The organism is Halomonas getboli (genome assembly GCF_023094245.1).
GTDB classification, from domain to species: Bacteria; Pseudomonadota; Gammaproteobacteria; order Pseudomonadales; family Halomonadaceae; genus Halomonas; species Halomonas getboli.
Genome location: NZ_JALMEW010000004.1, coordinates 369446 through 394719, shown reverse-complemented (window position 1 = coordinate 394719; position 25274 = coordinate 369446). Strand labels below are relative to the sequence as shown.

Sequence of the window (25274 nt, the reverse complement as noted above, 5' to 3'; positions counted from 1 at the left end):
GGAGCCACCGGTGCGCTACTACCCGCTGCGTCTCAAGTTCGGCGTCGTCTCGGCGCTGCTGCTGTTCGTCGCCGCCATCCTGCTGGTGGGGCTGGTCGCCTGGCGCCAGGACAGCCTGGTGTGGCGGGTCGGCGGCGACACCGTCTGGCACGCCTACAAGCTCGACCGCGACGCCATCGAGCTGCGCAGCTATCTGGCGCTGAACGAGCCGAGCCCCGAGGCGCTGGAGGAGGTGCGACTGCGCTTCGAGCTGCTCTACAGCCGATTGACGCTGCTGCGCGGCGGCAAGATCGCCGACCTCATCGGCGACATTCCCGGCTCCGATCGTCTGGTCGACGAGATCGAACGGCAGCTGCAGGCGCTGGACGCACGGCTTCAGCCCCTGGACGGCCTGGACGAGGCGACGCGCCGGGCGCTGATCGAGCGGCTGGGCCGGCTCAGTCAGCCCGCCGAGCGGCTGATCATCACCGTCAACGGCCACCTGGCCGAGGTCGAGACCCAGGAGCGCGAGCGCCTGCAGTGGCTCTACGGCCTGCTGCTGGCGCTGATTCTGGGCATGAGCGTGGCGGCGATGCTGGTGGTCACCTTCCTGTTTCGCGAGGCGCGGGACAACGCCGAGGCGCGCCGCGCCCTGGAATCGCTCAGCCGCGAGCTGGAGGCCACGGCGCGGCGCGCCGAGTCGGCCAGCCAGGCCAAGTCGGAGTTCCTGGCCACCGTCAGCCACGAGATCCGCACCCCGCTCAACGGCGTGATCGGCATGAGCGACCTGCTGGTGGAGCAGACGCTGCCCGAGCGGGCCCGCCACTACGCCGATACCATTCACGAGAGCGCCAGCCGCCTGATGGAGCTGATCAACGACATCCTGGACTTCTCCAAGATCGAGGCCGGGCGCCTGGAGCTCGAACACCGGCCCCTGGCCCTGTCGGAGCTCGTGGAGGGGGCGGTGTCGCTGTTCCGCCCCCACGCCGAGGCCCGTGGCCTGCGCCTCGAGAGCGTCATCGACCCGGCCCTGCCGGCCCATGTCGTCGGCGATCCCGGCCGTCTGCGCCAGGTGCTGTTGAATCTGCTGTCCAATGCCGTGAAGTTCACCGACGAGGGCGAGGTCCGGGTCGAGGTGTCGCGCGACGGCGATGATCGGCTGCGCTTCGCGGTGGTCGATACCGGCTGCGGCATCACCGCCGAGCAGCAGGCACGGCTGTTCGAACCCTTTCGCCAGGGCGATCCCGGCACCGCGCGCCGCTTTGGCGGCAGCGGCCTGGGGCTGGCGATCAGCAAGCGGCTGGTGGAGGCGCTGGGCGGCGAGATCGGCATCGACAGCGAGCCGGGGCAGGGCAGCCGCTGCGGGTTCTGGCTGCCGCTGGTCGCGGCCAGCGCGCCGCGCGATGAGCCGACGTCGGCGTCGCCGAGCGCGGGGCCGATCCTGCGCGACGCCCACCTGCTGGTGGTCGAGGACAACCCGGTCAACCAGCAGGTGGCGCTGGCCATGCTCACCAAGCTGGGCTGTCGCGCCAGCCTGGCGAGCTCCGGCGCCGAGGCCTTGGCCAGCGTCGCCCGGGAGCGCTTCGATCTGGTGTTCATGGACGTGCAGATGCCGGACATGGACGGCCTGGAGGTCACCCGGCGCATTCGCTCCCGGGGCGGCTGGCTGGCCGACATGCCGATCGTGGCGATGACCGCGGGCGGCCCGCTGGGCGACCAGGCGCGCTGCCTGGCGGCGGGCATGAACGGCTATCTGGCCAAGCCGCTGCTGCAGGCCTCGCTGCTCAAGGTGCTGCAGCGCCATCTGACCTGTCAGGGCCTTGGCGCGGCCCCGTCGCACGCCGAGGCCGAGTTCGCCGCTCCCTCGCCCGCGCTGGACGACGAGGTGGTGACGGCGCTGCACGAGAGCCTGGACGCCGAGGCCCTGAGCGCGCTGGTGGCGCGCTATCGTCAGGAGGCCTCGGATCATATCGCGGCGCTGGTCGAGGCGATCGAGGCCGGCGAGGCGGAGTCGGCCCAGCGCCTGGCGCACCAGCTCAAGGGTGAATCCGCCGCCCTCGGCGCGGTGCGGGTGGCAGCGCTGGCCGCGCGCCTCGAGCATGCCGCCCGGGACGACGCCCTAGCGGGCGAGGCGACGACGCTGATGGCGCTACGCGAGCGGCTGGACGAGGCCCTGGCGGCGCTGGATAGCGAGATCGCGGCGGGGTGAGGCCGGGCGTTCGGCGCCACGAAAGGCGTCGCGCCTCATGCCATCCGCGCATTGTGGCCGCCGGCGGCGCCCGCCTACACTTCGGCCATTCCGTCCCCGAGAGGCCGCCATGTCCGATCTTCCCGCCGCCGTTTCGTCGCCGCGCACGGCCGCCAGCGACAGCCGCGACCCCGAACGCGCCGCCGCCGAGCTGGCCGAGGCGCTGGCCGGCCCCGAGCTCGGCTTCGTGCTGTTCTTCTGCAGCGCCGACTATCCGCTGGCGGCGCTCGGTGAGGCCCTGGAGCGCGCCTTCTCGCCCGTGCCGCTGGCCGGCTGCACCACCGCCGGCGAGATCACCCCCACCGGTTACGGTCGCGGCTGTATCGTGGCCATCGGCTTCGACCGCGACGACTTCGCCATCGCCTGCGCCCGTATCGCCGACCTCGACGCCTTCGCGCTGCCCCAGGCGCAGCGGCTGGTCGACGGCCTGCTGGCCGACTGCCGGCGCCGGACGCCCGGTGCCGAGGCCCGGCCCTTCGTATTGACGCTGCTCGACGGCCTCTCCAGCAGCGAGGAACAGGTGCTGGCGACCCTCGAGGCCGCCCTCGGCGGCATCCCCAGCTTCGGCGGCTCGGCCGGTGACGACAACCGGCTGAGCCACACTCATGTCTACGCCGACGGCGGCTTCCACGACGCCTCGGCGGTGGTAGTGATGATCGCCAGCCGCCGACCCTTCGAGGTCTTCACCACTCATCACCTGCGTCCGCGCGGCGAGAAGCTGGTGGTCACCGCGGTGGATCGTGAGCGGCGGCGGGTGCTGGAGCTCAACGCCGCGCCGGCTGCCGAGGAATACGCGCGTCTGGTGGGACGGCCGGTGGCCGAACTTGACGCCGGCGTCTTCGCCCGCCATCCGCTGGCGGTACGCATCGGCGAGGCCTACTACGTGCGCTCGATTCAGCGGGTCGACGACGACGGCGGGTTGCGCTTCTACTGCGCGGTGGAGAACGGCCTGGCGCTCACCGCCATGCGGCCGGCGCCGATGCTCGATGAGCTCTCCGGCGTGCTGGATCGGCTGCAGCGTCGTCTCGGCCCGCCGGCGCTGATTCTCGGCTGTGACTGCTTCCTGCGGCGCCTGGAGCTGGAGGCCCTCGGCCAGCTCGACGACGCCTCGCGGCGGCTGGCCGAGGCCCGGGTGGTGGGCTTCAACACCTATGGCGAGCAGCACCAGGGCATGCACATCAACCAGACCTTCACGGGGGTGGCGATTGGATCTCGGCGCTGAACCGCCGGCCTTCGTGCCGGCCACCGAACGCGAGCGGGCGCTGGCGGAGGAGAACGCCCGGCTGCGGCGCATCTGCGGCGCGCTGATCGAACGGGTGGAGTCCGCCGGCATGGCCGGCGGCGCGCCGTACGGCGCCTTCGAGCATGCGGTGCTGCTGGCCGAGCAGGTACGCGAGCGTACCGACAGCCTGCATCGCACCCTGGAGGCGCTGGAGGAGGCCCGCGCCGAAGCCGAGGCGGCCAACCACTCCAAGACACGCTTTCTGGCTGCGGTCAGCCATGACCTGCTGCAGCCACTGAACGCCGCACGGCTGTTCGCCAGCGCCCTGGAGGATCAGGCGCTGCCCGAGGCGGCGGCGCGTCAGGTCGGCCATATCGGCCGTTCGCTCAGGGACGTCGAGGCCCTGCTCGGCACACTGGTGGATATCTCGCGGCTTGACGCGGGCGTGCTGACCCCGGATGTAGCGGCCTTCCCGGTGGCCGAGCTGCTCGACGTGCTGGCCGAGGAATATCGTCAGCTGGCCGGCGCCCGGGGACTCGGCTTCCGCTATGTGCCGAGCGAGGCCGTGGTCGGCTCCGACCTGGCGCTGCTGGCTCGGGTGGTGCGCAACTTCCTGACCAATGCGCTGCGCTACACCGAGCGGGGCCGGCTGCTGCTGGGCTGCCGGCGCCGCCCCGACGGCCTCGAGATCATGGTCGGCGACACCGGGCCCGGCATCGACGAGGCCCAGCAGCAGGCGATCTTCCTCGAGTTCCGCCGCGCCGTGGCACATCCGGCCGAGGGCGATCGCGGCCTGGGGCTTGGGCTCGCCATCGTCGATCGTATCGCCGCCATGCTCGACCATCCGCTGCGGCTGGTCTCGCGACCCGGGCGCGGATCGCTGTTCTCGATCCGGGTGCCCTATGGCCGGCGCCGCGACCTGCCGGCGGCGGAGACGCTGCCGGGGCTGGCCGATCTCTCCGGGGCCCGGGTCTGGGTGCTCGACGACGATCCGGCGATCCTCGAGGGCATGACGGCGCTGCTGGAGGGCTGGGGCTGTCGGGTGCGCTGCGCGGCCACGCCGGCGGCGCTGGAGGCGCTGAGCCGCCGCGAGCGCGCCGACCTGCTGCTGGTCGACTATCACCTGGCCCCGGGCGATCCGGACGGGCTCAGCGTGGCGGACCGGCTGCGCCGGCACCACCCAGGGCTCGGCGTAGTGGTGATCACCGCCAGCCACGACGGCGAGCTCAGGCAGCGGGCGCGGGAGTGCGGCTGCGATTGCCTGCTCAAGCCGGTGAAGCCGCTGCGGCTGAGGCTGCTGATAGCCCATCGGCTGGAGGCCGAGCGCGGTCAGTCGCGGGGTTGAAGGCGCGCCAGCCGGGCGGCCAGATCGGCCTGGTCGGCGGCCAGGATGGCCTGCACCCGGCTGCCGACGTTGAGCTTGCGCAGGATCGCCGAGACGTGGGTCTTGACCGTGGTCTCGGCGATGTCGAGTTCGCGGGCGATCACCTTGTTGGCCTCGCCGCGGGCGAGGCGGGCGAGCACCTGGAGCTGCTTGTCGGTGAGGGCGTCCAGCGGCGAGGGCGCGTCCGGCGCGGCGGGGGCGAGGAAGGAGTCGTGGTCGGCCGCGGGTGTCGCCGGTGGCCGGCGCATGATGTCCGGCGGCAGGTAGATCTGGCCGCCGAGCACCTGGCGCAGGGCCTCGAGCATCGCCCGGCGCGGCGTCGACTTGGGAATGTAGCCCACCGCACCCAGGGCGATCGACTCGAGGATCAGGTTGCGTTCACGCTCGGCGGAGATCACCACCACCGGCAGCGCCGGGCAGGCCTCGCGCAGGCGTTCCAGCCCGGCCAGCCCCGCGGCGTCGGGCAGGCCCAGGTCGAGCAGCAGCAGATCGATGTCTTCCTCTTCCTCGGCGATGCCCTTGAGAGCGTCGTCGAGGCTGTCGGCCTCGAGCAGCCGGCAGCCGGGCAGGCCGGCACGGATCGCCGCGCCGATCGCCTCGCGAAACAGCGGATGGTCGTCGGCCACCATCAGGGTATTCATGCGGGACTCCTTGGGTCGCTCGGCCGCCTGCCTGTCGCCCTTCGGGTCTCCTACCGAAGGAGGAGGCGCTCTCCTGCCATCGCAGTATGTCTCAGACGCCGTGACTGGCCAAGACTGGGAGGGCACTCACATAACCACAACAGCGGGAGACACGCCATGATCTACGCCAACCCCGGCAGCCCCGAGGCCTTGGTCAGCTTCGACGCGCGCTATGGCAACTACATCGGCGGCGAGTTCGTGCCGCCGGTCAAGGGCCAGTACTTCGACAACGTCAGCCCGGTCAACGGCAAGCCGTTCTGCGAGATTCCCCGCTCCAGCGCCGAGGACATCGACAAGGCGCTGGATGCCGCTCACGCCGCCGCCCCGGCCTGGGGCAAGACCTCGGCCACCGAGCGCGGCAATATCCTGCTCAAGATCGCCAATCGCATCGAGCAGAACCTCGAGCTGCTGGCCGTGGCCGAGACCTGGGACAACGGCAAGGCGGTGCGCGAGACCCTGAACGCCGACCTGCCGCTGGCAGTCGACCACTTCCGCTACTTCGCCGGCTGCATCCGCGCCCAGGAAGGTACCGCGGCGGACATCGACGCCAACACCGTGGCCTATCACTTCCATGAGCCGCTGGGCGTGGTGGGGCAGATCATCCCCTGGAACTTCCCGATCCTGATGGCGGTATGGAAGCTGGCACCGGCGCTGGCGGCGGGCAACTGCGTGGTGCTCAAGCCCGCCGAGCAGACCCCGGCCTCGATCCTCAAGCTGATGGAGCTGATCGGCGACCTGCTGCCGCCGGGCGTGGTCAACGTCGTCAACGGCTACGGCGCCGAGGCCGGCCAGGCGCTGGCCACCAGCACCCGGATCGCCAAGATCGCCTTCACCGGCTCGACTCCAGTGGGCTCGCACATCCTCAAGTGCGCCGCCGAGAACATCATCCCCTCGACCGTGGAGCTGGGCGGCAAGTCGCCGAACATCTACTTCGCCGACATCATGAACGCCGAGCCCGAGTTCATCGACAAGGCCGCCGAGGGTCTGGTGCTGGCCTTCTTCAACCAGGGCGAGGTGTGCACCTGCCCGTCGCGGGCGCTGATCCAGGAGGACATCTACGACGCCTTCATGGCCAAGGTGATGGAGAAGGTCGCGACCATCACCCGCGGCAATCCGCTGGACACCGACGTCAAGGTTGGCGCCCAGGCCTCCCAGGAGCAGTTCGACAAGATCATGTCGTACATGGAGGTGGCCCGCGAGGAAGGCGCCGAGTTCCTGACCGGTGGCGACAAGGAGAGTTTCGATCCGGCCTATGACAGCGGCTATTACATCCAGCCGACCCTGCTCAAGGGCCACAACAAGATGCGCGTCTTCCAGGAGGAGATCTTCGGCCCGGTGGTGGCGGTGACCACCTTCAAGGACGAGGAAGAGGCGCTGGCCATCGCCAACGACACCGAGTTCGGCCTCGGCGCCGGGGTCTGGAGCCGCGACATCAACGTCGCCTTCCGCATGGGCCGTGGCATCCAGGCCGGCCGGGTGTGGACCAACTGCTACCACCAGTACCCGGCCCACGCCGCCTTCGGCGGCTACAAGAAGTCCGGCGTCGGCCGCGAGACCCACAAGGTCGCCCTCGAGCACTATCAGCAGACCAAGAACCTGCTGGTCAGCTACGACACCAATCCCCTCGGCTTCTTCTAGGAAAGGCTGACGTATCGCTGCGCCGGGACATGGCGCAGTCCTTTCCGGGAAGCCCCGACCCCGGGCATCGAACCCGGGGCATTCTCCCCTGACGCAGCCCGCCCGCCGCCCCATGGCGGCGGGCGCCCCCTATCCGTTGTTGAGGAGAAAGTGACATGGACAGCACGATGCAAGCCGCCGTGGTGCGGGCCTTCGGCGAGCCGCTGAGCCTCGAGGAGGTCGAGGTGCCGCGGCCCGGGCGCGGCGAGATCCTGGTCAAGGTGGCCGCCTCCGGCGTCTGCCACACCGATCTGCACGCTGCCCACGGCGACTGGCCGGTCAAGCCCGAGCCGCCCTTCATTCCGGGGCACGAGGGCGTCGGCCACGTGGCCGCAGTGGGCGAGGGCGTGACTCATCTCAAGGAAGGCGACCGGGTCGGCGTGCCCTGGCTGTATTCCGCCTGCGGCCACTGCGAGCACTGCCTGGGCGGCTGGGAGACCCTCTGCGAATCGCAGCAGAATACCGGTTACTCGGTGAACGGCGGCTTCGCCGGCTACACCCTGGCCGATGCGGGCTACGTGGGGCGTCTGCCTGACAACGCCGACTTCCTGGAGATCGCGCCGGTGCTGTGTGCCGGCGTGACGGTCTACAAGGGCCTCAAGATGACCGATACCCGCCCAGGCCAGTGGGTGGTGATCTCGGGCATCGGCGGCCTCGGCCACATGGCAGTGCAGTACGCCCGGGCCATGGGGCTCAACGTCGCCGCAGTGGACATCGACGATGACAAGCTGGCGCTGGCCAGACGCCTGGGCGCCAGCGTGACGGTCAACGCTCTGACCACCGATCCGGCGGCCTACCTGAAGCGCGAGATCGGCGGCGCCCACGGCGTGCTGGTCACCGCGGTCTCGCCCAAGGCCTTCGAGCAGGCCCAGGGCATGGTGCGCCGCGGCGGCACCATCTCGCTCAACGGCCTGCCGCCCGGTGACTTCCCGCTGCCGATCTTCGATACCGTGCTCAACGGCATCACCGTGCGCGGCTCCATCGTCGGCACCCGCCAGGACCTGCAGGAGGCGCTGGACTTCGCCGGCGAGGGCAAGGTCAAGGCCACCGTGCATGCCGACAAGCTGGAGAACATCAACGACGTCTTCCAGCGCATGATCGCCGGGAAGATCGAAGGGCGGGTGGTGCTCGACATGCAGTAGTCGTCCGGTTCGTCCGTGGGCCCTGAACGAGGCGGGGCGCGACTCGGGTCGCGCCCCGCCTTTTTTGCACCCGTGCTGGCTCGGGACGAGGGCTTTTCCGGCCGCGCGGCACGAGCGTCAGGGAGACGCGCGTGACTGCCAGGCCTGGGTGCCCCACAGCGGCACGCTGCTCAGGGCATGCTTGAAGCTGCCGCTGCTCTCCTTGGTGGTGTAGGCCAGGTACAGCAGCGACTGGCTCTCGGCATCGTAGATGCGGCGCAGCTTCAGGCTCTTGAACAGCACGCTCTGGGAGCGGCGGTAGAGCAGCTCGCCGGACGGCGAGGTGTCGATGTCGGTGAGCATGTCCGCGGTGATCGGTCCGGTCTGGCGGCAGGCCAGGCTGGTGTCGGATGGATCGGCCAGGTCCAGGTCGGCGTCGATGTTGCTGAGATGGCAGGTCACGCCGGGAATCTTGGGATCGACGAGGCTCTCGATCTTGATGTCCTTGGTGGTGAACAGGCCCAGCGAGACGTCGCCGACCTCGTGGTCGTTGCCGCAGCCGGCGAGCCCTGCCAGGAGCAGGCCGATCAGGGTGGTACGCAGTATCAACACGTCAATGTCCCGTCAGGTCTCGTCGCCGAACTGGCTCAGGTCCAGGGGGTGGCTGTGGCCCAGCCACATGGCGCCCTGGGTATGGTCGAAGCGGTCGTCGCCGGTGCCCAGGTGCACGAAGACGTCCAGGTCGCCGCGGTTGAGCGCCAGCCAGGGCACGATCTCGCCGAAGGCGTCGGCGGCGAAGGACAGCTGGCAGCTCCACAGCGGGTGGGGGCCCACCGGGCGCTCGTGGAAGCGGCCCACCCGGATCTCGAAGCGCGCGGCGGCGGCCTCGGCGACGCGGCGCGCCTCGGCCAGGCCGGCGGCGTCGCAATAGTAGAGGTGGGCGTGATAGTGGCGGATGCGGGCCGGGTCGAGCGGGGTGGGATCGGACATGGCGGCGTTCTCGCGAGGCAAAACCTCAGCCTACCGTAGCCGGGCGCCGGCTTCACCGCCACCGCACCCGCCCGTTGCCCATGGGCACAAACGACGACGGCGACCCGAGGGTCGCCGTCGTCAGGGCACGGAGCGTCAGGCTCAGGCCGGGTTGAGGTCCTGGGGCGGCTCGCCCACCGAGCCCGGCATCGCCTGGACGTTGCCGTTCTCCTGGCCGGCCCGGGCCAGGAAGTAGAGATGGCTCTCGTACTCGGTGACCACGTTGTGGATCACCTGGGCGCGGCTGTAGCCGTTGAGGTCCTGCTCCAGGCCGCCCTCGTTGAGGTAGACGTCGAAGCGCACGTAGTAGTCGTCGTCCACCGGCAGGAAGCTCGGGGTGCGCAGGCGGTGGGCCCGCACCTGGTAGACGAAGCTGGCGGCGTCGTCGAAGTCGACCTGCAGCGTCAGCTGACGCAGCGGCTCGCCCTCGACCTCTTCCTCGGTCACCGTGGCCGACTGGCCGCGGCTCACGAGCTCCTCGGCGAACTGGTTCAGGGCCGGGCGGATGGCGTGCTCCAGGGTGGCGGCGGCGCCGGCCCGGTTGGAGGTGTCCAGGGCCCGGTCCAGCCGCTCGCGCCAGTCGCCGCCGGGCGCCATGCCGCCGACCTGCCGGCGGGTGTCGGCCTTGGTGCATTCCAGCTTCAGGGCGCGGGTCATGCCGGCCATGATGGCGAAGATCACCAGCGAGAAGGGCAGGGCGGTGATCACCACCGCGCTCTGCAGCGCCGAGAGGCCACCGGCCATCAGCAGCGCCACGGTCACCAGGCCGATGGTGGCCGACCAGAACACGCGCAGGCGGATCGGGGCGTCGTGGTTCACGTCCGACAGGATGGAAGTGAAGTTCGCCAGCACCAGGGCGCCGGAGTCGGCGGAGGTGACGAAGAACACGATGCCGAGGATCGTCACCACGGAGGCGGTGATGCCGATGTACGGATACTGCTCCAGGAAGGTGTAGATGGTGGTCTGCGGCGCATTCAGCGCCTGCTGGCCGAGTTCGGCGAGGCCGTGGTTGGCGACCATGTCGATGCCGCTGTTACCGAAGATCGACATCCAGGCCATCATGAAGCCGAGCGGCAGCAGCAGGGCGCCGAAGATGAACTCGCGGATGGTGCGGCCGCGGGAGATGCGGGCCAGGAACAGGCCGACGAAGGGCGTCCAGGCGATCCACCAGCCCCAGAAGAAGATGGTCCACCAGCCCTTCCACTGCTGGGCATCGGCACCGGCGTAGGCGTAGGTGTCGAAGCTCTTGGCGACGAAGCTGCTCAGGTAGTCGCCGGCGTTGAGCACCATCGCGTCGAGCAGGTGCAGGGTATCGCCCGCGAACAGCACGAACAGCAGCAGTGCCATGGCCAGCGCCATGTTGAACTCGGACAGCCGACGGATGCCCTTCTCGACCCCGGTGATCACCGAGATGGTGGCCAGGATCATCACCAGCACGATCAGCACCACCTGGGTGGTCAGGCTCTCGGGCACGCCGAACATGAAGGTCAAGCCGTAGTTCAGCTGCATCACGCCGATGCCGAGGCTGGTGGCGATGCCGAACACGGTGGAGATCACCGCGGTGATGTCCACGGCGTTGCCGATCGGGCCGTTGATGCGCTTGCCCAGCAGCGGATAGAGGGCACTGCGGATGGCCAGCGGCAGGCGATGGCGATAGCTGAAGTAGGCCAGCGCCATGCCCATCAGCACGTACATGCCCCAGCCGGACAGCCCCCAGTGGAGGAAGGTCTGGGGCACGGCGGCGCGCAGCGCCTCGGCGCTCTCCGGCTGCAGATCGGGCGGCGTCAGGTAGTGTGATAGCGGCTCGGCGACGCAGAAGAACAGCAGGTCGATGCCGATGCCGGCCGCGAACAGCATCGAGGCCCAGGACACCAGCGAGAACTCGGGGCGTGCATGGTCCGGGCCGAGGCGGATGTTGCCGACGCGGGAGCAGCCGACGACGACGACGAATACCAGGTAGGCCACGGCGGCCAGCATGTAGTACCAGCCGAAGGTGTCGCTCACCCAGGCCAGGGCGGCGTCGAAAAAGGCGCCGGCCTCCTCGGTGAACGTCATGGTCAGCACCAGGAAGACCAGGATGCCTGTCACGCTGCCGTGGAAGACGGTGCGATTGATGCGATCTCGTCGCTCGGGATGGGCGGTGTTATCCGACATTCGCAAATGACTCCTGTCGCAGGGGCGACTCTTTTTTGAATGAACGTTCAAATAAAATACGCACATCCCTCGGAGGCTGCAAGTTGCCGGCCGTAAAGGCGAATCAAAATTAGTGTTCAGGGACGAAAAAGCCCGGCCAAGGGCCGGGCGTTGAGGGGAGTCAACTTTTTGAAATGGAAGCGTTATTCGGCGTCGCCATGCGGGCCCGGCTTGCCGTGATGGCCTCGCTCGCCGCGATGGCCGGGGCCGTCATGGGGCGGTCGCATGGCCTGTTCCAGTTCGCCGATCTGCTCCTCGGTCAGCAGCTCGCTCAGGGCCTCGCGGTGCTCGTCGCGCAGTGACAGCCAGGCCTGGCGGCGCTCGTCTCGGGAATCGAACGTCCGCTGCTGCAGCGCCTTGGCGTTGTCCATGAAGGACTGGCGCAGCTCGTCGAGGGACTGGCGGGTCTCATCGTTCAGGTCCCAGCCGTCGATCACGGCGTCAACGCGCTCCTGCCTGGCCTCACGCATCTCGGCGCGGTGCTCCTGACGCATCTCCTGGCGGGCCTCGTCGATGGCTGCGCGTTGCTCGTCATCGAGGATGCCGTCGATCTGCTCGCGGTAGTCCTGGTTCAGTTCGCGGAGGGCATCGCGGTGCTGCTGCTCGGCCTCGGCGAGCTCGTCACGCGTCTCGGCGTCGATGCCGGCTCGCTCGAACAGCGCCTCGCGCTGCTCGGCGTGGAAGCCGCCCGGCTGGGGCTGGCCGTGGGGCCCGCCCTGGCCGGCGCTGGCGGAGAACGCCAGCGGCGCGATGGCGGCGGCGAGCAGGGCGGGGGCGAACAGCTTGCGGGTCAGGTGCGTCGGTTTCATCTCGGGCAATCCTCTTGGCCTCGAATGGACACCCTCACTGTCGCTCCCGGGCGTGCAAGCGGTTTGCAGCCAGCGTGCAAACTTCGAGGACGCCGTCCGACGCGCGCCCTGGAATCACTCCTCCGGCTGGTACTTGTAGCCGACGCCGTAGACCGAGCGGATGATCTCGCGCTCGGGCCAGACCTCGGCGATCTTCTTGCGCAGCTTCTTGATGTGGCTGTCCACGGTGCGCTCGGAGACGATGCGGTGGTCGCGATACATGTGATCCATCAGCTGTTCGCGGGAGAAGATGCGCCCGGGGGAGTGCATCATCACCCGCAGCAGCTGGAACTCCACCGCGGTCAGCGCCAGGTCGTGGCCGTCGGCCAGCGCCCGCCAGCCCTCGTCGTCTAGGCTCAGCTGGGCCTCTTCCGGTGCCTCCTCCGGCGCGGTGGCGGCGCGGCTGCGGCGCAGCACGGCGCGGGCCCTGGCCACCACCTCGCGGGGGCTGAACGGCTTGCAGATGTAGTCGTCGGCGCCGAGCTCCAGGCCCAGCAGGCGGTCGACCTCCTCGACCCGAGCGGTGAGCATGATGATGGCGACCTTCGGCCAGCGCTGGCGGATCTCGCGGCACAGCGTCAGGCCGTCGGTGCCGGGCAGCATCAGGTCCAGCAGCACCAGTTCGGGCAGCGTCTCGCGCTCCTCCAGCCAAGGCAACACGGCGTCGCCGTGCTCCACATGATGCGGCGTGAAGCCGCTGCCCGTCAGGTAGTCGGCCACCAGGCGGGCGATCTTGGGTTCGTCCTCGACGATCAGGACGGTATCGGTCGCGAGTTCCGTTGTGCTCATGCGTCTTCCTCCCTGAGCTGATGATCGGCGATGGCGGGGAAGGTCAGGGTCCAGCATAGCCCGTCGAGCGACGAGGCACTGGGCGTCATCTCGGCGCCGTGGGCGCGGGCCAGGGCCATGGCGATCGACAGGCCCAGGCCGCTGCCGCCGCTGGCGCGGTTGCGCGAGCCCTCGACCCGGTAGAGGCGCTCGGTGAGCCGCGGCATCTCCGCCTCGGGCACGCCGGGCGCGCTGTCCTCCCAGCACAGCCGGTAATGGTCGCCTACGTGAGTCAGCGTGACCCTCAGCCGTCCTGGCGTATGGGTGTAGGCGCAGGTGTTGTCGAGCAGGTTGGTCCACAGCTGGCGCAGGCGCTGGGTGTCGCCACGGATCCAGGCCGGGCCGGTGATGTCGGTCTCGAGCGTGATGTCGGCATCCTTGAGCCAGGTATCGGCCTCGTCGAGGCGGTCGCCCAGGCTGGCAGCCAGGTCCAGCGGCGCCAGCTGTACCTCCAGGGCACCGGCGTCGCTCTGCGACAGCAGCCGCAGGTCGGCCACCAGGCGCTCCAGCTGGCCGACCTCCTGACCCAGCGAGCCGAGGCTGTCCAGATCCAGCGGGCGGATGCCATCCTGCATCGCCTCGATCTCGCCGCGCAGCACGGCCAGCGGGGTGCGCAGCTCGTGGGCGATGTCCGAGACCCAGCGGCTTCGGGCCTCGCGGCTGGCCTCCAGGGTGGCGGCCAGCACGTTGAAGTCCCGCGACAGGCTCGACAGCTCGTCGCGACCGCGCTCGGGCAGCCGAATGCTGTAGTCGCCCTCGGTGAGGCGGCGCGTGGCCAGCATCATGCCGCGGGCCCGGCGCCCCAGCCACCAGGACAGCCCGCCGGCGAGCAGCAGCGAGGCCAGCCCCAGGGCGACGACGATGATGGTCAGGTTGCGCCGCTGCTGCGAGAGGAAGATGCGATCCATGCGTGCCATCAGCTGCTGCGGCGGCCGATAGCCCAGGGTGCCGACCCGCTCGCCGCCGCTGAGGATCGGCAGCCAGCGCAGCTCCGCGGCTTCCAGGTCGTTGTCCGGCGGCAGGCCGATCACCGGCAGGCCGTTGGCGTCGTGGAGCACGAAGTCCTTGGGATCGCCGAGGCCGCGCTCCAGGCCCTCCGGCGGCGCCTCGCCGGGCCACAGCTGGCGGCGCACTACGTGACGCCAGGCCCGCGGCGACTGGCGCAGCCACTGCCAGTCGCCGCGCCGCGCCCACTCGTCGGCGAGCCCGGTGGCCAGGGTCTCGGCGCGCTGGGTCTGGGTACGGTCCAGATACTCGATGAAGCCCTGATCGAGGCTGCGCGACACGGCGATGAACACCAGCCCGGCGATGGCGACGTTGACCACCAGAATGATGGCGAACAGCTTGACCCCGAGTCGGGACACGGCCGGGTTCAGGGCGTGGCGAAGGGACATGGCACGGGCTCTTGGCGGCAGCGGCAAAGAGGCCCAGCGTAGCGCAACGAGCCGGCGGGAGGATGCAATTCCGGTGCAAGTCCCTTCAGGGGCAGGTCTCGCCGACCAGCAGCTCGGTGGTGAGCAGGCGGGACGTGGCCGCTTCCAGCCCCAGCACCGTGCGTGCCGCGATGCGCCCCTTCTCGACGCTGTCCTGGCGGACCGTGGTCAGTCGCGGCGAGCGATACTGGCCCTCGGCGATGCCGTCGAAGCCGGTGATGCGCAGGTCCTCGGGAATCCGCAGGCCGCGCCGTTCGGCCAGGGTCAGCACCGTCAGGGCGATACGGTCGGACATGCACAGCAGCAGGTCGGGCCGCTCGGCGTCGGGAAGGTCGAGGATCGCCTCGATCACAGGCGTGCAGACATCGAAGGTGTTCTCCTCGATGTTCCACATCGGCACCGATGCGGGGTCGAGGCCGCACTCGTCGAAGGCGCGATAGAAGCCGTCCAGCCGCGCGCGAGTGATGGTCTGATGTGCCGACAGCAGCGCCTGGTCGGCGTCGATGCGGCCGTTGCAGGCCCGTTCGGTGAGGCGCAGGTTGATGATGCCGGCGCGGCGCGGCGGCGTCTTCAGCGCATGACGGGCGATGGCGTGAGCCGCGGGCTCGTTGTCCACATGGACGCTGGCCCGGCCCTCGATGTCGAAGTCCACCGCGACCTGGGGGCGCTGCGAAGGCAGGTCGCCGAGCAGCGCGGGGCTGGGCATCAGGCCATAGACGATGAAGCCGTCGGCGATGCTCGCCGAGTCCGGCATTCGGTCGTTGGCCTGTCGCCCCGACAGCAGCAGCAGGGTGTGGCCGTGGGCGTCCAGCACCTCGGCGATGCCCGACAGCAGCTCGCTGGCCACGGCATCGTTGAGGCTGTAGGTCAGGCTCTCGGCGAGCAGCACCGCGACGATCTGCGAGCGGCCGGTGCGCAGGCTACGGGCCTTGGCGTCGGGGCCGCGATAGCCCAGGCGCCGAGCCTCCGCGAGGATCCGCTCGCGCAGGGCGTGCGAGAGCTGATCCGGGCGGTTGAAGGCGTTGGACACGCTGGCCGTGGACACCCCGAGGTGACGGGCCAGCTCCTTCAGGGTGATACGGCGTGACGAAGGCACGGGAAGGCTCGCTGTCTGAATCGATTTAGTTAGGCGCCTAGCATAGCCGCCCATGGTGACGATGAACAGCCGCCGCCGCGCGGCGGCGTCCGAATCAGGAGAGGTCCAGCCAGGCGGCGGCACCGGGGGACAGACGCAGGGCACCGCCCTGCCGCTGGGGCGTCGGCATGCCCGGCAGGTCGAGGACATGGCCGTGCTCGAGGCCGGCGGCCAGCCCGTCGAGGGCGATATCAGACGGGGTGTCGCCATGGCCGAGATGGGCCAGGCACAGCAGTCGCCGGTCGCCAAGCGTGCGGATCACGCCGAAGACGCCGTCGGGCAGCGCCTCGGGGGCGATCAGCCGCTGGTCGCCGCGGCGCAGGACATCGCTGCCGGCGCGCTGCTTCAGCAGTCGGCGAACCCGATGCAGCAGGCTGTCGGTGTCCTGCGCCTGGCGCGTGACGGCCAGCGGCCGATGGCGCGGGTCGACCGGCAGCCAGGTGGCGACGCCGTGGTCGGAGAAGCCGCCGTTGGCGGTCTCGTCCCAGACCATCGGCGTGCGGCAGCCGTCGCGTCCCTTGACCTCCGGCCACAGGTTGATGCCGAACGGATCCTGCAGATCCTCGAAGGCCAGTTCGGCCTCAGGCAGGCCCAGCTCCTCGCCCTGATAGAGACACAGGCTGCCGCGCAGTGAGCAGAGCACCGTCAGCGCCAGCAGAGCACGCGCCTGGCCCCAGCTGCTGGCGCTGCGCTCGACGTCGTGGTTGGAGAGTGCCCAGCACGGCCAGGTGTCGTCGCCGAGCTCACGGAAGCGGGCCAGCACCTCATGGAGCTCGCGTGCGTCGCCGGTACTGTCCAGCAGGTCGAAGGTGTAGGCCATGTGCAGTCGCGAGTCGCCGGCGGTGTAGGCGGCCATGGTCGGCAGCGGATCGTTGCCGCCGATCTCGCCCACGGTGGTCGAGCCGGGATATTCGTCGAGCAGCGCGCGAACACGCTCGAGGTAGGCCAGGTTTTCCGCTTGCTCGATGTTGTGCTGCTGGAACTGATAGCTCTGGGGGTTGCCGGGCTGGACCCGCTCGCGGGGCATCGGCGGGTTGTCGGTCAGGGCGCGGTCGTGGAAGTAGTAGTTGACCACGTCGAAGCGGAAGCCGTCGACGCCGAGCTCCAGCCAGAAGCGCAGGTTGTCGAGCTGGGCCTGCTGTACCTCGGGATGATGGAAGTTGAGATCCGGCTGGCTGGGCAGGAAGTTGTGCAGGTAGTACTGCCGGCGCCGGGCGTCGAAGGTCCAGGCGCGACCGCTGAAGGCCGCCATCCAGTTGTTGGGCGGATTGCCGTCGGGCTCGGGGTCGGCCCAGACGTACCAGTCGGCCCTGGGATTGGTGCGGTCCTGGCGACTCTCCTGGAACCAGGCATGCCGGTCCGAGCTGTGCGACAGCACCTGGTCGATGATCACTCGCAGCCCGAGCTCGTGGGCGCGGTCGACCAGGGCGCGGAAGTCGTCGAGGGTGCCGAACATCGGGTCGACGTCGCGATAGTTGGCGACGTCGTAGCCGAAGTCGTCCATCGGCGAGGTAAAGAAGGGCGACAGCCAGATGGCGTCGACATGGAGGCTCGCCACGTGCTCGAGCCGCGAGGTGATACCGGGCAGATCGCCGATGCCGTCGCCGTTGGCGTCCATGAAGCTACGCGGATAGATCTGGTAGATCGTGGCGCCGCGCCACCAGTCGTGCCGGGCGTCCCGACGTCGTTGGGAAAGCGTCATGCAAGGATACCTTTCGCTGACAGGGAGTGGCCGCCCGGCCGTGGCGTCTGTGGCCGGGCGGCAGGAAGGGGCCTACCAGCCGCGCCGGCCGAGACGCTCGAGTTCGCGGCCCAGCTGCTGGACCGCGCTGGCGCCGTCCAGCTCGCCGGAGAGCACCTGGTGGGTGCGGTTGAAGAAGGCGTTGGAGACCCGCGCATAGGCATCGCCGGTGACGGTGGCCGGACGCGGCACGCCGTTGGCGAGGGTCTCGTAGAGATCGCTCATGGAGGGGTTGCGGGCCAGCACCTCCTCGTCTTGGTAGAGCGCTTCACGGGTGGGGTTCATGCCCTTCTCCAGGGCGTGGGCCTTCTGCTGCGCGGGGGAGGTGATGAAGGCGGCCAGATCGGCGGCCAGCCGGGGATGCTCGGAATAGCGCGACACGGCGAAGTTCCAGCCGCCGAGGGTGGCGGCGGGCTCGCCCTCCGGGCCGCGGGGCAGCGGCGCCATGCCGATCTTGCCGGCTACCTCGCTGCCCTCGCCGTTGGCCAGCGACCAGACGTAGGGCCAGTTGCGCAGGAACAGCGCGTTGCCGGACTGGAAGATGCCGCGGGTCTCTTCCTCGGTGTGGTTCAGCGCGCCCTCCGGCGCGATGGTGCCGATCCAGGAGGCGGCCATGTCCAGCGCCGCGGCGGCGCGGGGATTGTCGATGGTGACGTCTCCCTGACCGTCGACCAGGGTGCCGCCGCCGTAGCTGGCGACCCACTCGAGAGCGTTGCAGGTCAGTCCCTCGTAGGCGCGTCCCTGGAAGCTGTAGCCCCAGAAGTCGTCGTTGCCACCCTCGCGCTCGGCGGTCTGGATGAACCGGGCCGTCTCGGTCAGCTGCTGCCAGGTGGTCGGCACCTCCCGGTCGTATTTCTCGAGCAGATCCTTGCGGTAGTAGAGCAGGCCGGCGTCGGTGTACCAGGGCAGCGCGACCAGGCGGCCATCGACGGTGTTGTTGTCGATCAGCGCCGGAAAGAAGCCGTCGGTGGCGTCCTCGGGCAGGTACTCCGAGAGATCGGCCAGATGGTTGCCCAGCATACCCGGCCAGACGATATCCACCATCAGCACGTCCACATCGCTGGATTCGCTGCCCAAGAGCTGCTGATACAGCGACAGCTTCTCCGTGGTGCCGTTGGGCGTGGAGACGACCTTTACGCTGTTGCCGGTCGTCTCGGCCCAGAGCCGGGCCGCGGTCGGGCAGTAGTCGGCGGCATCGCCGGAGCCGCAGGCGATGGCGATCTCGGTGGCGAGCGCGGGCCCGGCGGCCAGCGCCGAGCCGCCGAGCAGCAGGCCGGCGATCAGTGGGCGATGCGGGGTGAGCAGGCGAATCGATGTCTTCATGGGATCCTCGTCTTGTCGTTGTTGGGGCCATGCCGTCATGTCTTGCCAGGAGGGGGCCTCCCGGCATCGACGCTCAGGGAGCGGGTGTCCAGCGGACGTCGTCCGGGCAGCGGGCGATGGCGATGCCGCAGGAGGGAAGCGTCAGTCGGCCATCCCGCCAGACGCCGTTGATCATCACCGGCGCGTCGTCGAGGGCACAGGCGCTCCCGGGAGCGTCGAGTTCGCGGGTCGCGTCGGCGAAATTGAGCGCCACCAGCAGCCGCTCGTCGCCATGCACCCGCTCGAGGCAGATGACGTCGTCGCGCAGCGGGTGGTAGCGGATCTCGCCCTTGACCAGGGAGGGGTGCCGGCGGCGGAAGGCCAGGAAGGCGCGGGTGGCGTTGAGCAGCGAGTCCGGATCGCGCTCTTGACGATCCACGGCCAGGGCGCGGTGGGCGTCCGGCAGCGGCAGCCAGGGTGAAGCGCTGGAGAAGCCGCCGTGGGGCGCTTCGGCCCGCCAGGGCATGGGGGTGCGGCAGCCGTCGCGTCCCTTGTAGCTCGGCCAGAAGGTGATGCCGGCCGGGTCGACCAGCTGCTCGAAGGTGAGCTCGGCCTCGGGCAGGCCCAGCTCCTCGCCCTGATAGAGGCAGACGCTGCCGCGCTGGGTGAGCAGGAAGGCGAGATAGAGCCGCAGCCTGGCGGCCTCGCCCTCGGCGCCCCAGCGGGTAGCGAGGCGGGTGACGTCGTGGTTGCCCAGCGCCCAGCACGGCCAGCCGTCGCCGATGCGGGCCTCCATCTCGGTCAGCGGTGCCAGCAGGTCCTCGGGCGCGGCCTGCTCGGTGAGCAGGTTGAAGGAGTAGCACATGTGCAGCCGGTTGCCGCCCCGGGTGTAGTCGGCCATCACGCCCAGGGCATCGTCGTCGCCGACCTCCCCGACGCTGGTGGTACCGGGATACTCGTCGAGCAGCGCGCGCAGCCGTTCGAGGAAGGCCAGGTTCTCCGGCTGGGTCTTGTCGTACAGGTGGCGCTGGTAGCCGTAGGGGTTGTCGGGGCGTACCCCGATAAAGCCCTCCACGACCTCCTCTCTGGGAGGATTATCCCGAAGATCGCCGTGGGTGCAGAAGTTGATGGCATCCAGACGGAAGCCGTCGACGCCGCGTTCCAGCCAGAAACGTACCTCGCCGAGGATGGCTTCCACGACTTCCGGATTGCGGAAGTTGAGGTCCGGCTGCTCGGCCAGGAAGTTGTGCAGGTAGTACTGGCAGCGGCGGGTGTCCCACTGCCAGGCGGAGCCGCCGAAGATGGCCTGCCAGTTGGTGGGCGGGGCGCCGTCGGGCTTGGGATCGGCCCACACGTACCAGTCGGCCCTGGGATTGTCGCGGCTCTGGCGGCTCTGCTGGAACCAGGGATGCTGGTCGGAGCTGTGGGACAGCACCTGGTCGATGGTGACCTTGAGGCCGCGGGCATGGGCCGCCTCGACCAGGCGGTCGACGTCCTCGAGGGTGCCGAACATCGGATCGACGCCGCGATAGTCGCTGACGTCGTAGCCGAAGTCTTTCATCGGCGAGGTGAAGAAGGGCGACAGCCAGATGGCATCGACGCCCAGAGAGGCGATGTAATCGAGCCGGTCGATCACGCCCTGCAGGTCGCCGATGCCGTCGCCGTTGGTGTCCAGAAAGCTGCGCGGGTAGACCTGGTAGATCACCGCGCCGCGCCACCAGTCCGGCTGGTCGTCGCGTCGAAGGGGAGTCAGCGGCATACGAGTCTCCGGGGACGAGAGCCGAGGCTCCCGTCACGGTGAGAAGAGTAAGGGGAAATCCGGGGCCGGATCAGGCGGCGCGGCGCTGTCCGATCATCGCCAGGGCGCGGTCCTGGCCGTCGAACAGGTGGACGTGCTCGAGCTCCGGCACCAGCGCCACGCGCTGGCCGATCGCCCAGCGGCTAGGGGCCTCGCTGCGATGGATCAGCAGGGTGTCGCCGGCCTTGGGCTCCAGGTAGACGTAGACCTCGTTGCCCAGATACTCGACGTTGACGATCTCGAAGGCGTTGTCGCCCTCGGCTTCGGCCAGGCGCAGGTGCTCGGGACGCACGCCCAGCGTCAGCTCGGCGCCGGGAGACTCGCCGCCGGCGTCCTGGGGCAGGGCCAGTTCGCCGAGCCCCGCCGCCTGGATCTTGCATCCCTGGTCATCGCCACCCAGGAGCTCCGCCGGCATGAAGTTCATGGTCGGCGAGCCGATGAAGCCGGCCACGAATTTGGTGGCGGGCTGCTGATAGAGCGTCTGCGGGCTGCCGACCTGCTCGATGCGCCCGGCGCGCAGCACCACGATCTTGTCGGCCAGGGTCATGGCCTCGACCTGGTCGTGGGTGACGTAGACCATGGTCGAGCCCAGCCGATGGTGAAGGCGGGCAATCTCGTTGCGCATCTGCACGCGCAGCGAGGCGTCGAGGTTGGACAGCGGCTCGTCGAACAGCAGGATGCGCGGTTCCCGCGCCATGGCCCGGCCCATCGCCACGCGCTGGCGCTGGCCGCCGGAGAGCGCCTTCGGCTTGCGCTCGAGCAGCTCCTCGAGCTGCAGGATGCGGGCGGTCTCCATCACCCGCTCGTGGACCGTGTCGCCGGCGGTCTTGGCCAGCTTGAGGCCGAAGGCCATGTTCTCGTAGACGGTCATGTGCGGGTAGAGCGCGTAGGACTGGAACACCATGCCCACGCCGCGTTCCCGGGGCGGCAGGTCGTTGACCACGTCCCCGGCGATCTTCAGGTCGCCGTCGGTGATCGATTCCAGCCCGGCGATCAGCCGCAGCAGGGTGGACTTGCCGCAGCCCGAGGGGCCGACGAAGACCACGAACTCGCCGTTGCCGATCTCGAGGTCGACGTCCTTGATGATATGGGTGTGGCCGAAGACCTTGTTGAGCTTGTCGAGCGTCACGCTTGCCATCTTGCGACTCCTCGCCGGCCTCTCGGGGCCGGCTTTCTTGTCGGGTGTTATCGGTCGAGCTGAAGAAAGGCCGCCTGATAGGGCGGCAGCGTCAGGGTGTCGTCGTCGAGCGAGGCGTCGAAGCCATGGCCGGTGAGCGGAGGGCCGGACATGGGCAGCGTCGTACTCATGGGCTCGCCGCCGAGATTGAACACGCACAGCAGGCGTTCGTCGTGCCCTTCGCGGATGAAGCCGAGCAGGTCGTCGCCGACGTCGACCAGTTCGAGGTCGCCGTCGATCAGCGCCGGGTGTTCGCGGCGGAAGGACAGCAGGCGGCGTGTGGCATTGAGCACCGAGTCGGCGTCATCCTGCTGGCGCGCCACGGCCAGCGGCAGGTGGCGTGCGTCGATCGGCAGCCAGGGCTCCACGGTAGCGGTGGTGAAGCCGGCCTGGGGCCCGTCGGTCCAGGGCATCGGTGTGCGGCAGCCGTCGCGGCCCTTGAATTCCGGCCACAGCACCTTGCCGTAGGGATCCTGGAGGCGCTCGAAGGGCACCTCGGCTTCGGGCAGGCCGAGCTCCTCGCCCTGGTAGAGACAGACGCTGCCGCGCAGCGACAGCACCATGGCCAGCGTCACCTTGGGATAGGCCAGCGGGTCCTCGTCGGCGCCCCAGCGGGTCGCGCTGCGCACCACGTCGTGGTTCGACAGCGCCCAGCACGGCCAGGCATCGCCGGCCAGTCGCTGGAAGCGTTCGATCACCTCGCGGATATAGGCCGGCGAATGCGGTTCGTTGAGCAGATCGAAGCCGTAGGCCATGTGCAGCTTGTCGCCGCCGGCGGTGTATTCGGCCATGCGTTCGAGCGGGCTGTCGTCACCGATCTCGCCTACCGTGGTGGTCCCCGGGAACGCGTCCATCAGCGCGCGCAGCTCGCGCAGGAAGTCGAGGTTCTCCGGACGGCTGAGGTCATGCACGTGGCGCTGCCAGGTGTAAGGGTTGCTGTCCGGGGCGCCGAGCGTCTTGGCCTCGCCCGCCGGCACCGGCGGGTTGTCGGTGAGTTCGGCGTCGTGGAAGTAGAAGTTGACGGTGTCCAGGCGAAAGCCGTCGACGCCGAGCTCCAGCCAGAAGCGCAGGTTGTCGAGCTGGGCCTGACGGACCTCGGGATGGTGGAAGTTGAGGTCCGGCTGGCTGGCCAGGAAGTTGTGCAGATAGTACTGCCGGCGCCGGGAGTCGAAGGTCCAGGCCGAGCCGCCGAAGATCGACAGCCAGTTGTTGGGCGGCGTGCCATCCGGCTTGGGGTCGGCCCACACGAACCAGTCGGCCCTGGAATTGGTGCGGTCCTGACGGCTCTGCTGGAACCAGGGATGCTGGTCGGAGGCATGGCTGATCACCTGATCGATCATCACCTTCAGGCCCAGCTCGTGGGCCCGTGCCAGCAGCGCCTTGAAGTCGTCCAGGGTGCCGAACATCGGGTCGACGTCGCGGTAGTCGCTGACGTCGTAGCCGAAGTCCTTCATCGGCGAGGTGAAGAAGGGCGACAGCCAGATGCCGTCGACGCCCAGGCTCGCCACGTAGTCGAGCTTCTCGGTGATGCCGGCCAGGTCGCCGATGCCGTCGCCGTTGGCGTCCATGAAGCTGCGCGGATAGATCTGGTAGATGACGCCGCCGCGCCACCAGCTCAGGTTGTCTTGCATGGTCATGGTCCTTGATGACATGAGGCTCAGCCCTTGACGGCGCCGGCGGTGAGGCCGGAGACGATGCGGCGCTGGAAGATCATTACCAGAATCACCAGCGGCACGGTGACGGTGACCGAGGCGGCCATGATCGGGCCCCAGGGCAGCTCGTGCTGGCTGCCGCCGGAGATCAGGGCGATGGCTACCGGCACGGTGCGCTGGTCGTCGGTGAGGGTGAAGGTCAGGGCGAACAGGAACTCGTTCCAGGCGGCGATGAAGGCCAGCAGCCCGGTGGTGGCCATGGCCGGCCACATCAGCGGCAGAAACACGCGAGTGATGGTGACCCAGGGCGTGGCGCCGTCCATGATCGCGGCTTCCTCCAGCTCCATGGGCAGCTGGCGCATGAAGGTGGTCAGCACCCAGACGGTGAAGGGCAGGGTGAAGATGGTGTAGCTCAGGATCAGCCCGCCCGGATTGTTGTAGAGGTTCAGCGTGCGGATCACCTCGAACAGGCCGGAGAGCACCGCCACCTGGGGGAACATCGACACGCCGAGGATCGTCAGCATCACCGTGGTGCGACCGCGGAAGCGCACCCGGCCCAGGGCATAGGAGGCGGTGATGCCCAGCAGCAGGGCGATGGCCACCACCGACACCGCCACCAAGATGGAGTTGAAGATGGCCCGTACGAAGCTGCCCTCGCTGAAGATCGCCACGTAGTTGGAGAAGTCCAGCGACGACAGCCAGAAGTCGACCCGGAACAGCTCGCTGGACGGCTTCAGCGAGGTGATCACGGCGTAGTAGAAGGGAAAGATGGCGTAGACCATCACCACGGCGATCAGGGCGTAGAGGCCGACGCGCTTGGCGAGCTTGATGAGCTGATACGGGTTCATTGATCGACTCCCAGTTGACGGCGGCCCAGGTACAGATAGATCACCACGGCCAGGGCGATGATCAGGAACAGCAGCGTCGAGGCGGCACTGCCATACCCCACGTCCTGGAATTCCACCAGCTGCTGGCGGGCGTAGATCGACATGGTCATGGTGCTGGTCGAGTTGGAGGTCAGCACGTAGATCACGTCGAACACGCGCAGGGCATCGAGCAGGCGGAAGATCACCGCCACCAGCAGCGCCGGGGTGATCAGCGGCAGGGTCACGCGGAAGAACACCTTGACCGGATGAATGCCGTCGACCTCGGCGGCCTCGTAGCAGTCCTTGGGCAGCATCTGCAGGGCGGCCAGCACCAGCAGGGCGACGAAGGGAATGGTCTTCCACACGTCGACCATGATCACCGCCCACATGGAGAGATCGGCGTCGGCGGTCCAGGCCAGGGGCGCGTCGATCAGTCCCAGCGCCATCAGCAGGTGGTTGATGATCCCGAACTGGTCATTGAGCATCCAGGCCCACATCTTGGCCGAGACGATGGTGGGGATGGCCCAGGGAATCAGCACCGCGGCCCGCACCAGCATGCGGCCCTTGAACTCGGCGTTGAGCAGCAGGGCGACGATGATGCCGAAGACCACCTCCAGCGACACCGACACGACGCTGAAGTAGACGGTGTTCCACACCGAGGTCCACCACACGGGATCGGTGAGCAGGCCGTACCAGGCGCCGTCGTCGTAGACCAGGTAGTTCTCGAGGCCGATGAAGGTGGCACCGGCGGTGTCCGACAGCGAGGCATCGGTGAGGCTCAGGTAGAAGGTGCGGAGCAGCGGCCAGCCGGCCACCAGGGCCAGCGCGACCAGCATCGGCGCGAGATAGCTCCAGGCGGCGCGGACCCGCTGGCGGCGTACCTTGGTGCCGCGGTAGCCCGCCCGGGGGCGACGCCGTGCGGGCGTCGCCTGTTCGGTGATGGGTGTCGACATGGTGGGCC

20 protein-coding genes are annotated in these 25274 nt (G+C 69.1%); 5 read left to right on the top strand and 15 right to left on the bottom strand.

Annotated features, from left to right (window positions below; translation table 11 throughout):
* Window positions 1–10: 10 nt before the first annotated feature.
* The 3 genes from MYL53_RS11135 to MYL53_RS11125 all read left to right on the top strand — a co-directional run bounded on the left by MYL53_RS11135 (window position 11) and on the right by MYL53_RS11125 (window position 4794).
* Window positions 11–2188, top strand: a complete 2178-nt coding sequence (locus MYL53_RS11135; RefSeq protein WP_247853963.1) for an ATP-binding protein — start codon at window positions 11–13, stop codon at window positions 2186–2188.
* Between the two features lie 109 nt (window positions 2189–2297).
* Complete coding sequence (gene nosP, locus MYL53_RS11130) at window positions 2298–3449, top strand: nitric oxide-sensing protein NosP (RefSeq protein WP_247853961.1); 1152 nt, start codon at window positions 2298–2300, stop codon at window positions 3447–3449.
* Window positions 3433–4794, top strand: a complete 1362-nt coding sequence (locus MYL53_RS11125; RefSeq protein WP_247853959.1) for an ATP-binding response regulator — start codon at window positions 3433–3435, stop codon at window positions 4792–4794. The genes nosP and MYL53_RS11125 overlap by 17 nt, the downstream gene beginning before the upstream one ends.
* On the opposite strand, the gene MYL53_RS11120 is transcribed toward MYL53_RS11125, so the two are convergent.
* Window positions 4779–5474 carry a response regulator gene (locus MYL53_RS11120; RefSeq protein WP_247853957.1) on the bottom strand — a complete coding sequence of 232 codons (696 nt, stop codon included), beginning with the start codon at window positions 5472–5474 and terminating at the stop codon, window positions 4779–4781. The genes MYL53_RS11125 and MYL53_RS11120 overlap by 16 nt on opposite strands.
* A 156-nt stretch (window positions 5475–5630) precedes the next feature.
* On the opposite strand from MYL53_RS11120, the gene exaC reads away from it, so the two are divergent.
* Window positions 5631–7151 carry an acetaldehyde dehydrogenase ExaC gene (gene exaC, locus MYL53_RS11115; RefSeq protein WP_247853956.1) on the top strand — a complete coding sequence of 507 codons (1521 nt, stop codon included), beginning with the start codon at window positions 5631–5633 and terminating at the stop codon, window positions 7149–7151.
* A 155-nt stretch (window positions 7152–7306) separates the two neighbouring features.
* Window positions 7307–8332, top strand: a complete 1026-nt coding sequence (gene adhP, locus MYL53_RS11110) for an alcohol dehydrogenase AdhP (RefSeq protein WP_247853954.1) — start codon at window positions 7307–7309, stop codon at window positions 8330–8332.
* Window positions 8333–8449: 117 nt separating this feature from the next.
* Here adhP and MYL53_RS11105 read toward each other — a convergent pair whose 3' ends face one another.
* The 14 genes from MYL53_RS11105 to MYL53_RS11040 all read right to left on the bottom strand — a co-directional run bounded on the left by MYL53_RS11105 (window position 8450) and on the right by MYL53_RS11040 (window position 25266).
* A complete protein-coding gene (locus MYL53_RS11105; RefSeq protein ID WP_345740372.1) occupies window positions 8450–8923 on the bottom strand; it encodes a CreA family protein in 474 nt (157 codons plus the stop codon).
* A gap of 12 nt (window positions 8924–8935) precedes the next feature.
* Complete coding sequence (locus tag MYL53_RS11100) at window positions 8936–9301, bottom strand: DOPA 4,5-dioxygenase family protein (protein ID WP_247853953.1); 366 nt, start codon at window positions 9299–9301, stop codon at window positions 8936–8938.
* A 141-nt stretch (window positions 9302–9442) separates the two neighbouring features.
* Window positions 9443–11494, bottom strand: coding sequence for a choline BCCT transporter BetT (betT, locus tag MYL53_RS11095; RefSeq protein WP_247853951.1), 2052 nt, complete (start codon window positions 11492–11494; stop codon window positions 9443–9445).
* 182 nt (window positions 11495–11676) lie between these two features.
* Window positions 11677–12342 carry a hypothetical protein gene (locus MYL53_RS11090; RefSeq protein ID WP_247853949.1) on the bottom strand — a complete coding sequence of 222 codons (666 nt, stop codon included), beginning with the start codon at window positions 12340–12342 and terminating at the stop codon, window positions 11677–11679.
* A 114-nt stretch (window positions 12343–12456) separates the two neighbouring features.
* A complete protein-coding gene (locus MYL53_RS11085; protein ID WP_247853947.1) occupies window positions 12457–13170 on the bottom strand; it encodes a response regulator in 714 nt (237 codons plus the stop codon).
* The gene (locus MYL53_RS11080; protein WP_247853945.1) at window positions 13167–14603 is read right to left on the bottom strand and encodes an ATP-binding protein; all 1437 of its coding nucleotides are present in this window, start codon (window positions 14601–14603) and stop codon (window positions 13167–13169) included. Before MYL53_RS11080 ends, MYL53_RS11085 begins: the two co-directional genes overlap by 4 nt.
* Before the next feature lie 85 nt (window positions 14604–14688).
* Window positions 14689–15738 carry a LacI family DNA-binding transcriptional regulator gene (locus MYL53_RS11075; RefSeq protein WP_247853943.1) on the bottom strand — a complete coding sequence of 350 codons (1050 nt, stop codon included), beginning with the start codon at window positions 15736–15738 and terminating at the stop codon, window positions 14689–14691.
* Between the two features lie 94 nt (window positions 15739–15832).
* Window positions 15833–17479 (bottom strand): alpha-amylase family glycosyl hydrolase, encoded by a 1647-nt coding sequence (locus tag MYL53_RS11070; RefSeq protein WP_247853942.1) that lies wholly within the window; start codon window positions 17477–17479, stop codon window positions 15833–15835.
* Window positions 17480–17551: 72 nt separating this feature from the next.
* Complete coding sequence (locus MYL53_RS11065) at window positions 17552–18841, bottom strand: ABC transporter substrate-binding protein (protein WP_247853940.1); 1290 nt, start codon at window positions 18839–18841, stop codon at window positions 17552–17554.
* 73 nt (window positions 18842–18914) lie between these two features.
* A complete protein-coding gene (locus tag MYL53_RS11060) occupies window positions 18915–20579 on the bottom strand; it encodes an alpha-amylase family glycosyl hydrolase (RefSeq protein WP_247853938.1) in 1665 nt (554 codons plus the stop codon).
* Between the two features lie 70 nt (window positions 20580–20649).
* Window positions 20650–21756: an ABC transporter ATP-binding protein gene (locus MYL53_RS11055; protein ID WP_247853937.1), complete on the bottom strand. Its 1107-nt coding sequence runs from the start codon at window positions 21754–21756 to the stop codon at window positions 20650–20652.
* A 47-nt stretch (window positions 21757–21803) separates the two neighbouring features.
* Window positions 21804–23426 carry an alpha-glucosidase family protein gene (locus MYL53_RS11050; protein WP_247853936.1) on the bottom strand — a complete coding sequence of 541 codons (1623 nt, stop codon included), beginning with the start codon at window positions 23424–23426 and terminating at the stop codon, window positions 21804–21806.
* A 26-nt stretch (window positions 23427–23452) separates the two neighbouring features.
* The gene (locus MYL53_RS11045; protein ID WP_247853935.1) at window positions 23453–24295 is read right to left on the bottom strand and encodes a carbohydrate ABC transporter permease; all 843 of its coding nucleotides are present in this window, start codon (window positions 24293–24295) and stop codon (window positions 23453–23455) included.
* Window positions 24292–25266: a carbohydrate ABC transporter permease gene (locus tag MYL53_RS11040; protein WP_247853933.1), complete on the bottom strand. Its 975-nt coding sequence runs from the start codon at window positions 25264–25266 to the stop codon at window positions 24292–24294. The genes MYL53_RS11045 and MYL53_RS11040 overlap by 4 nt, the downstream gene beginning before the upstream one ends.
* Between the last annotated feature and the right edge of the window lie 8 nt (window positions 25267–25274).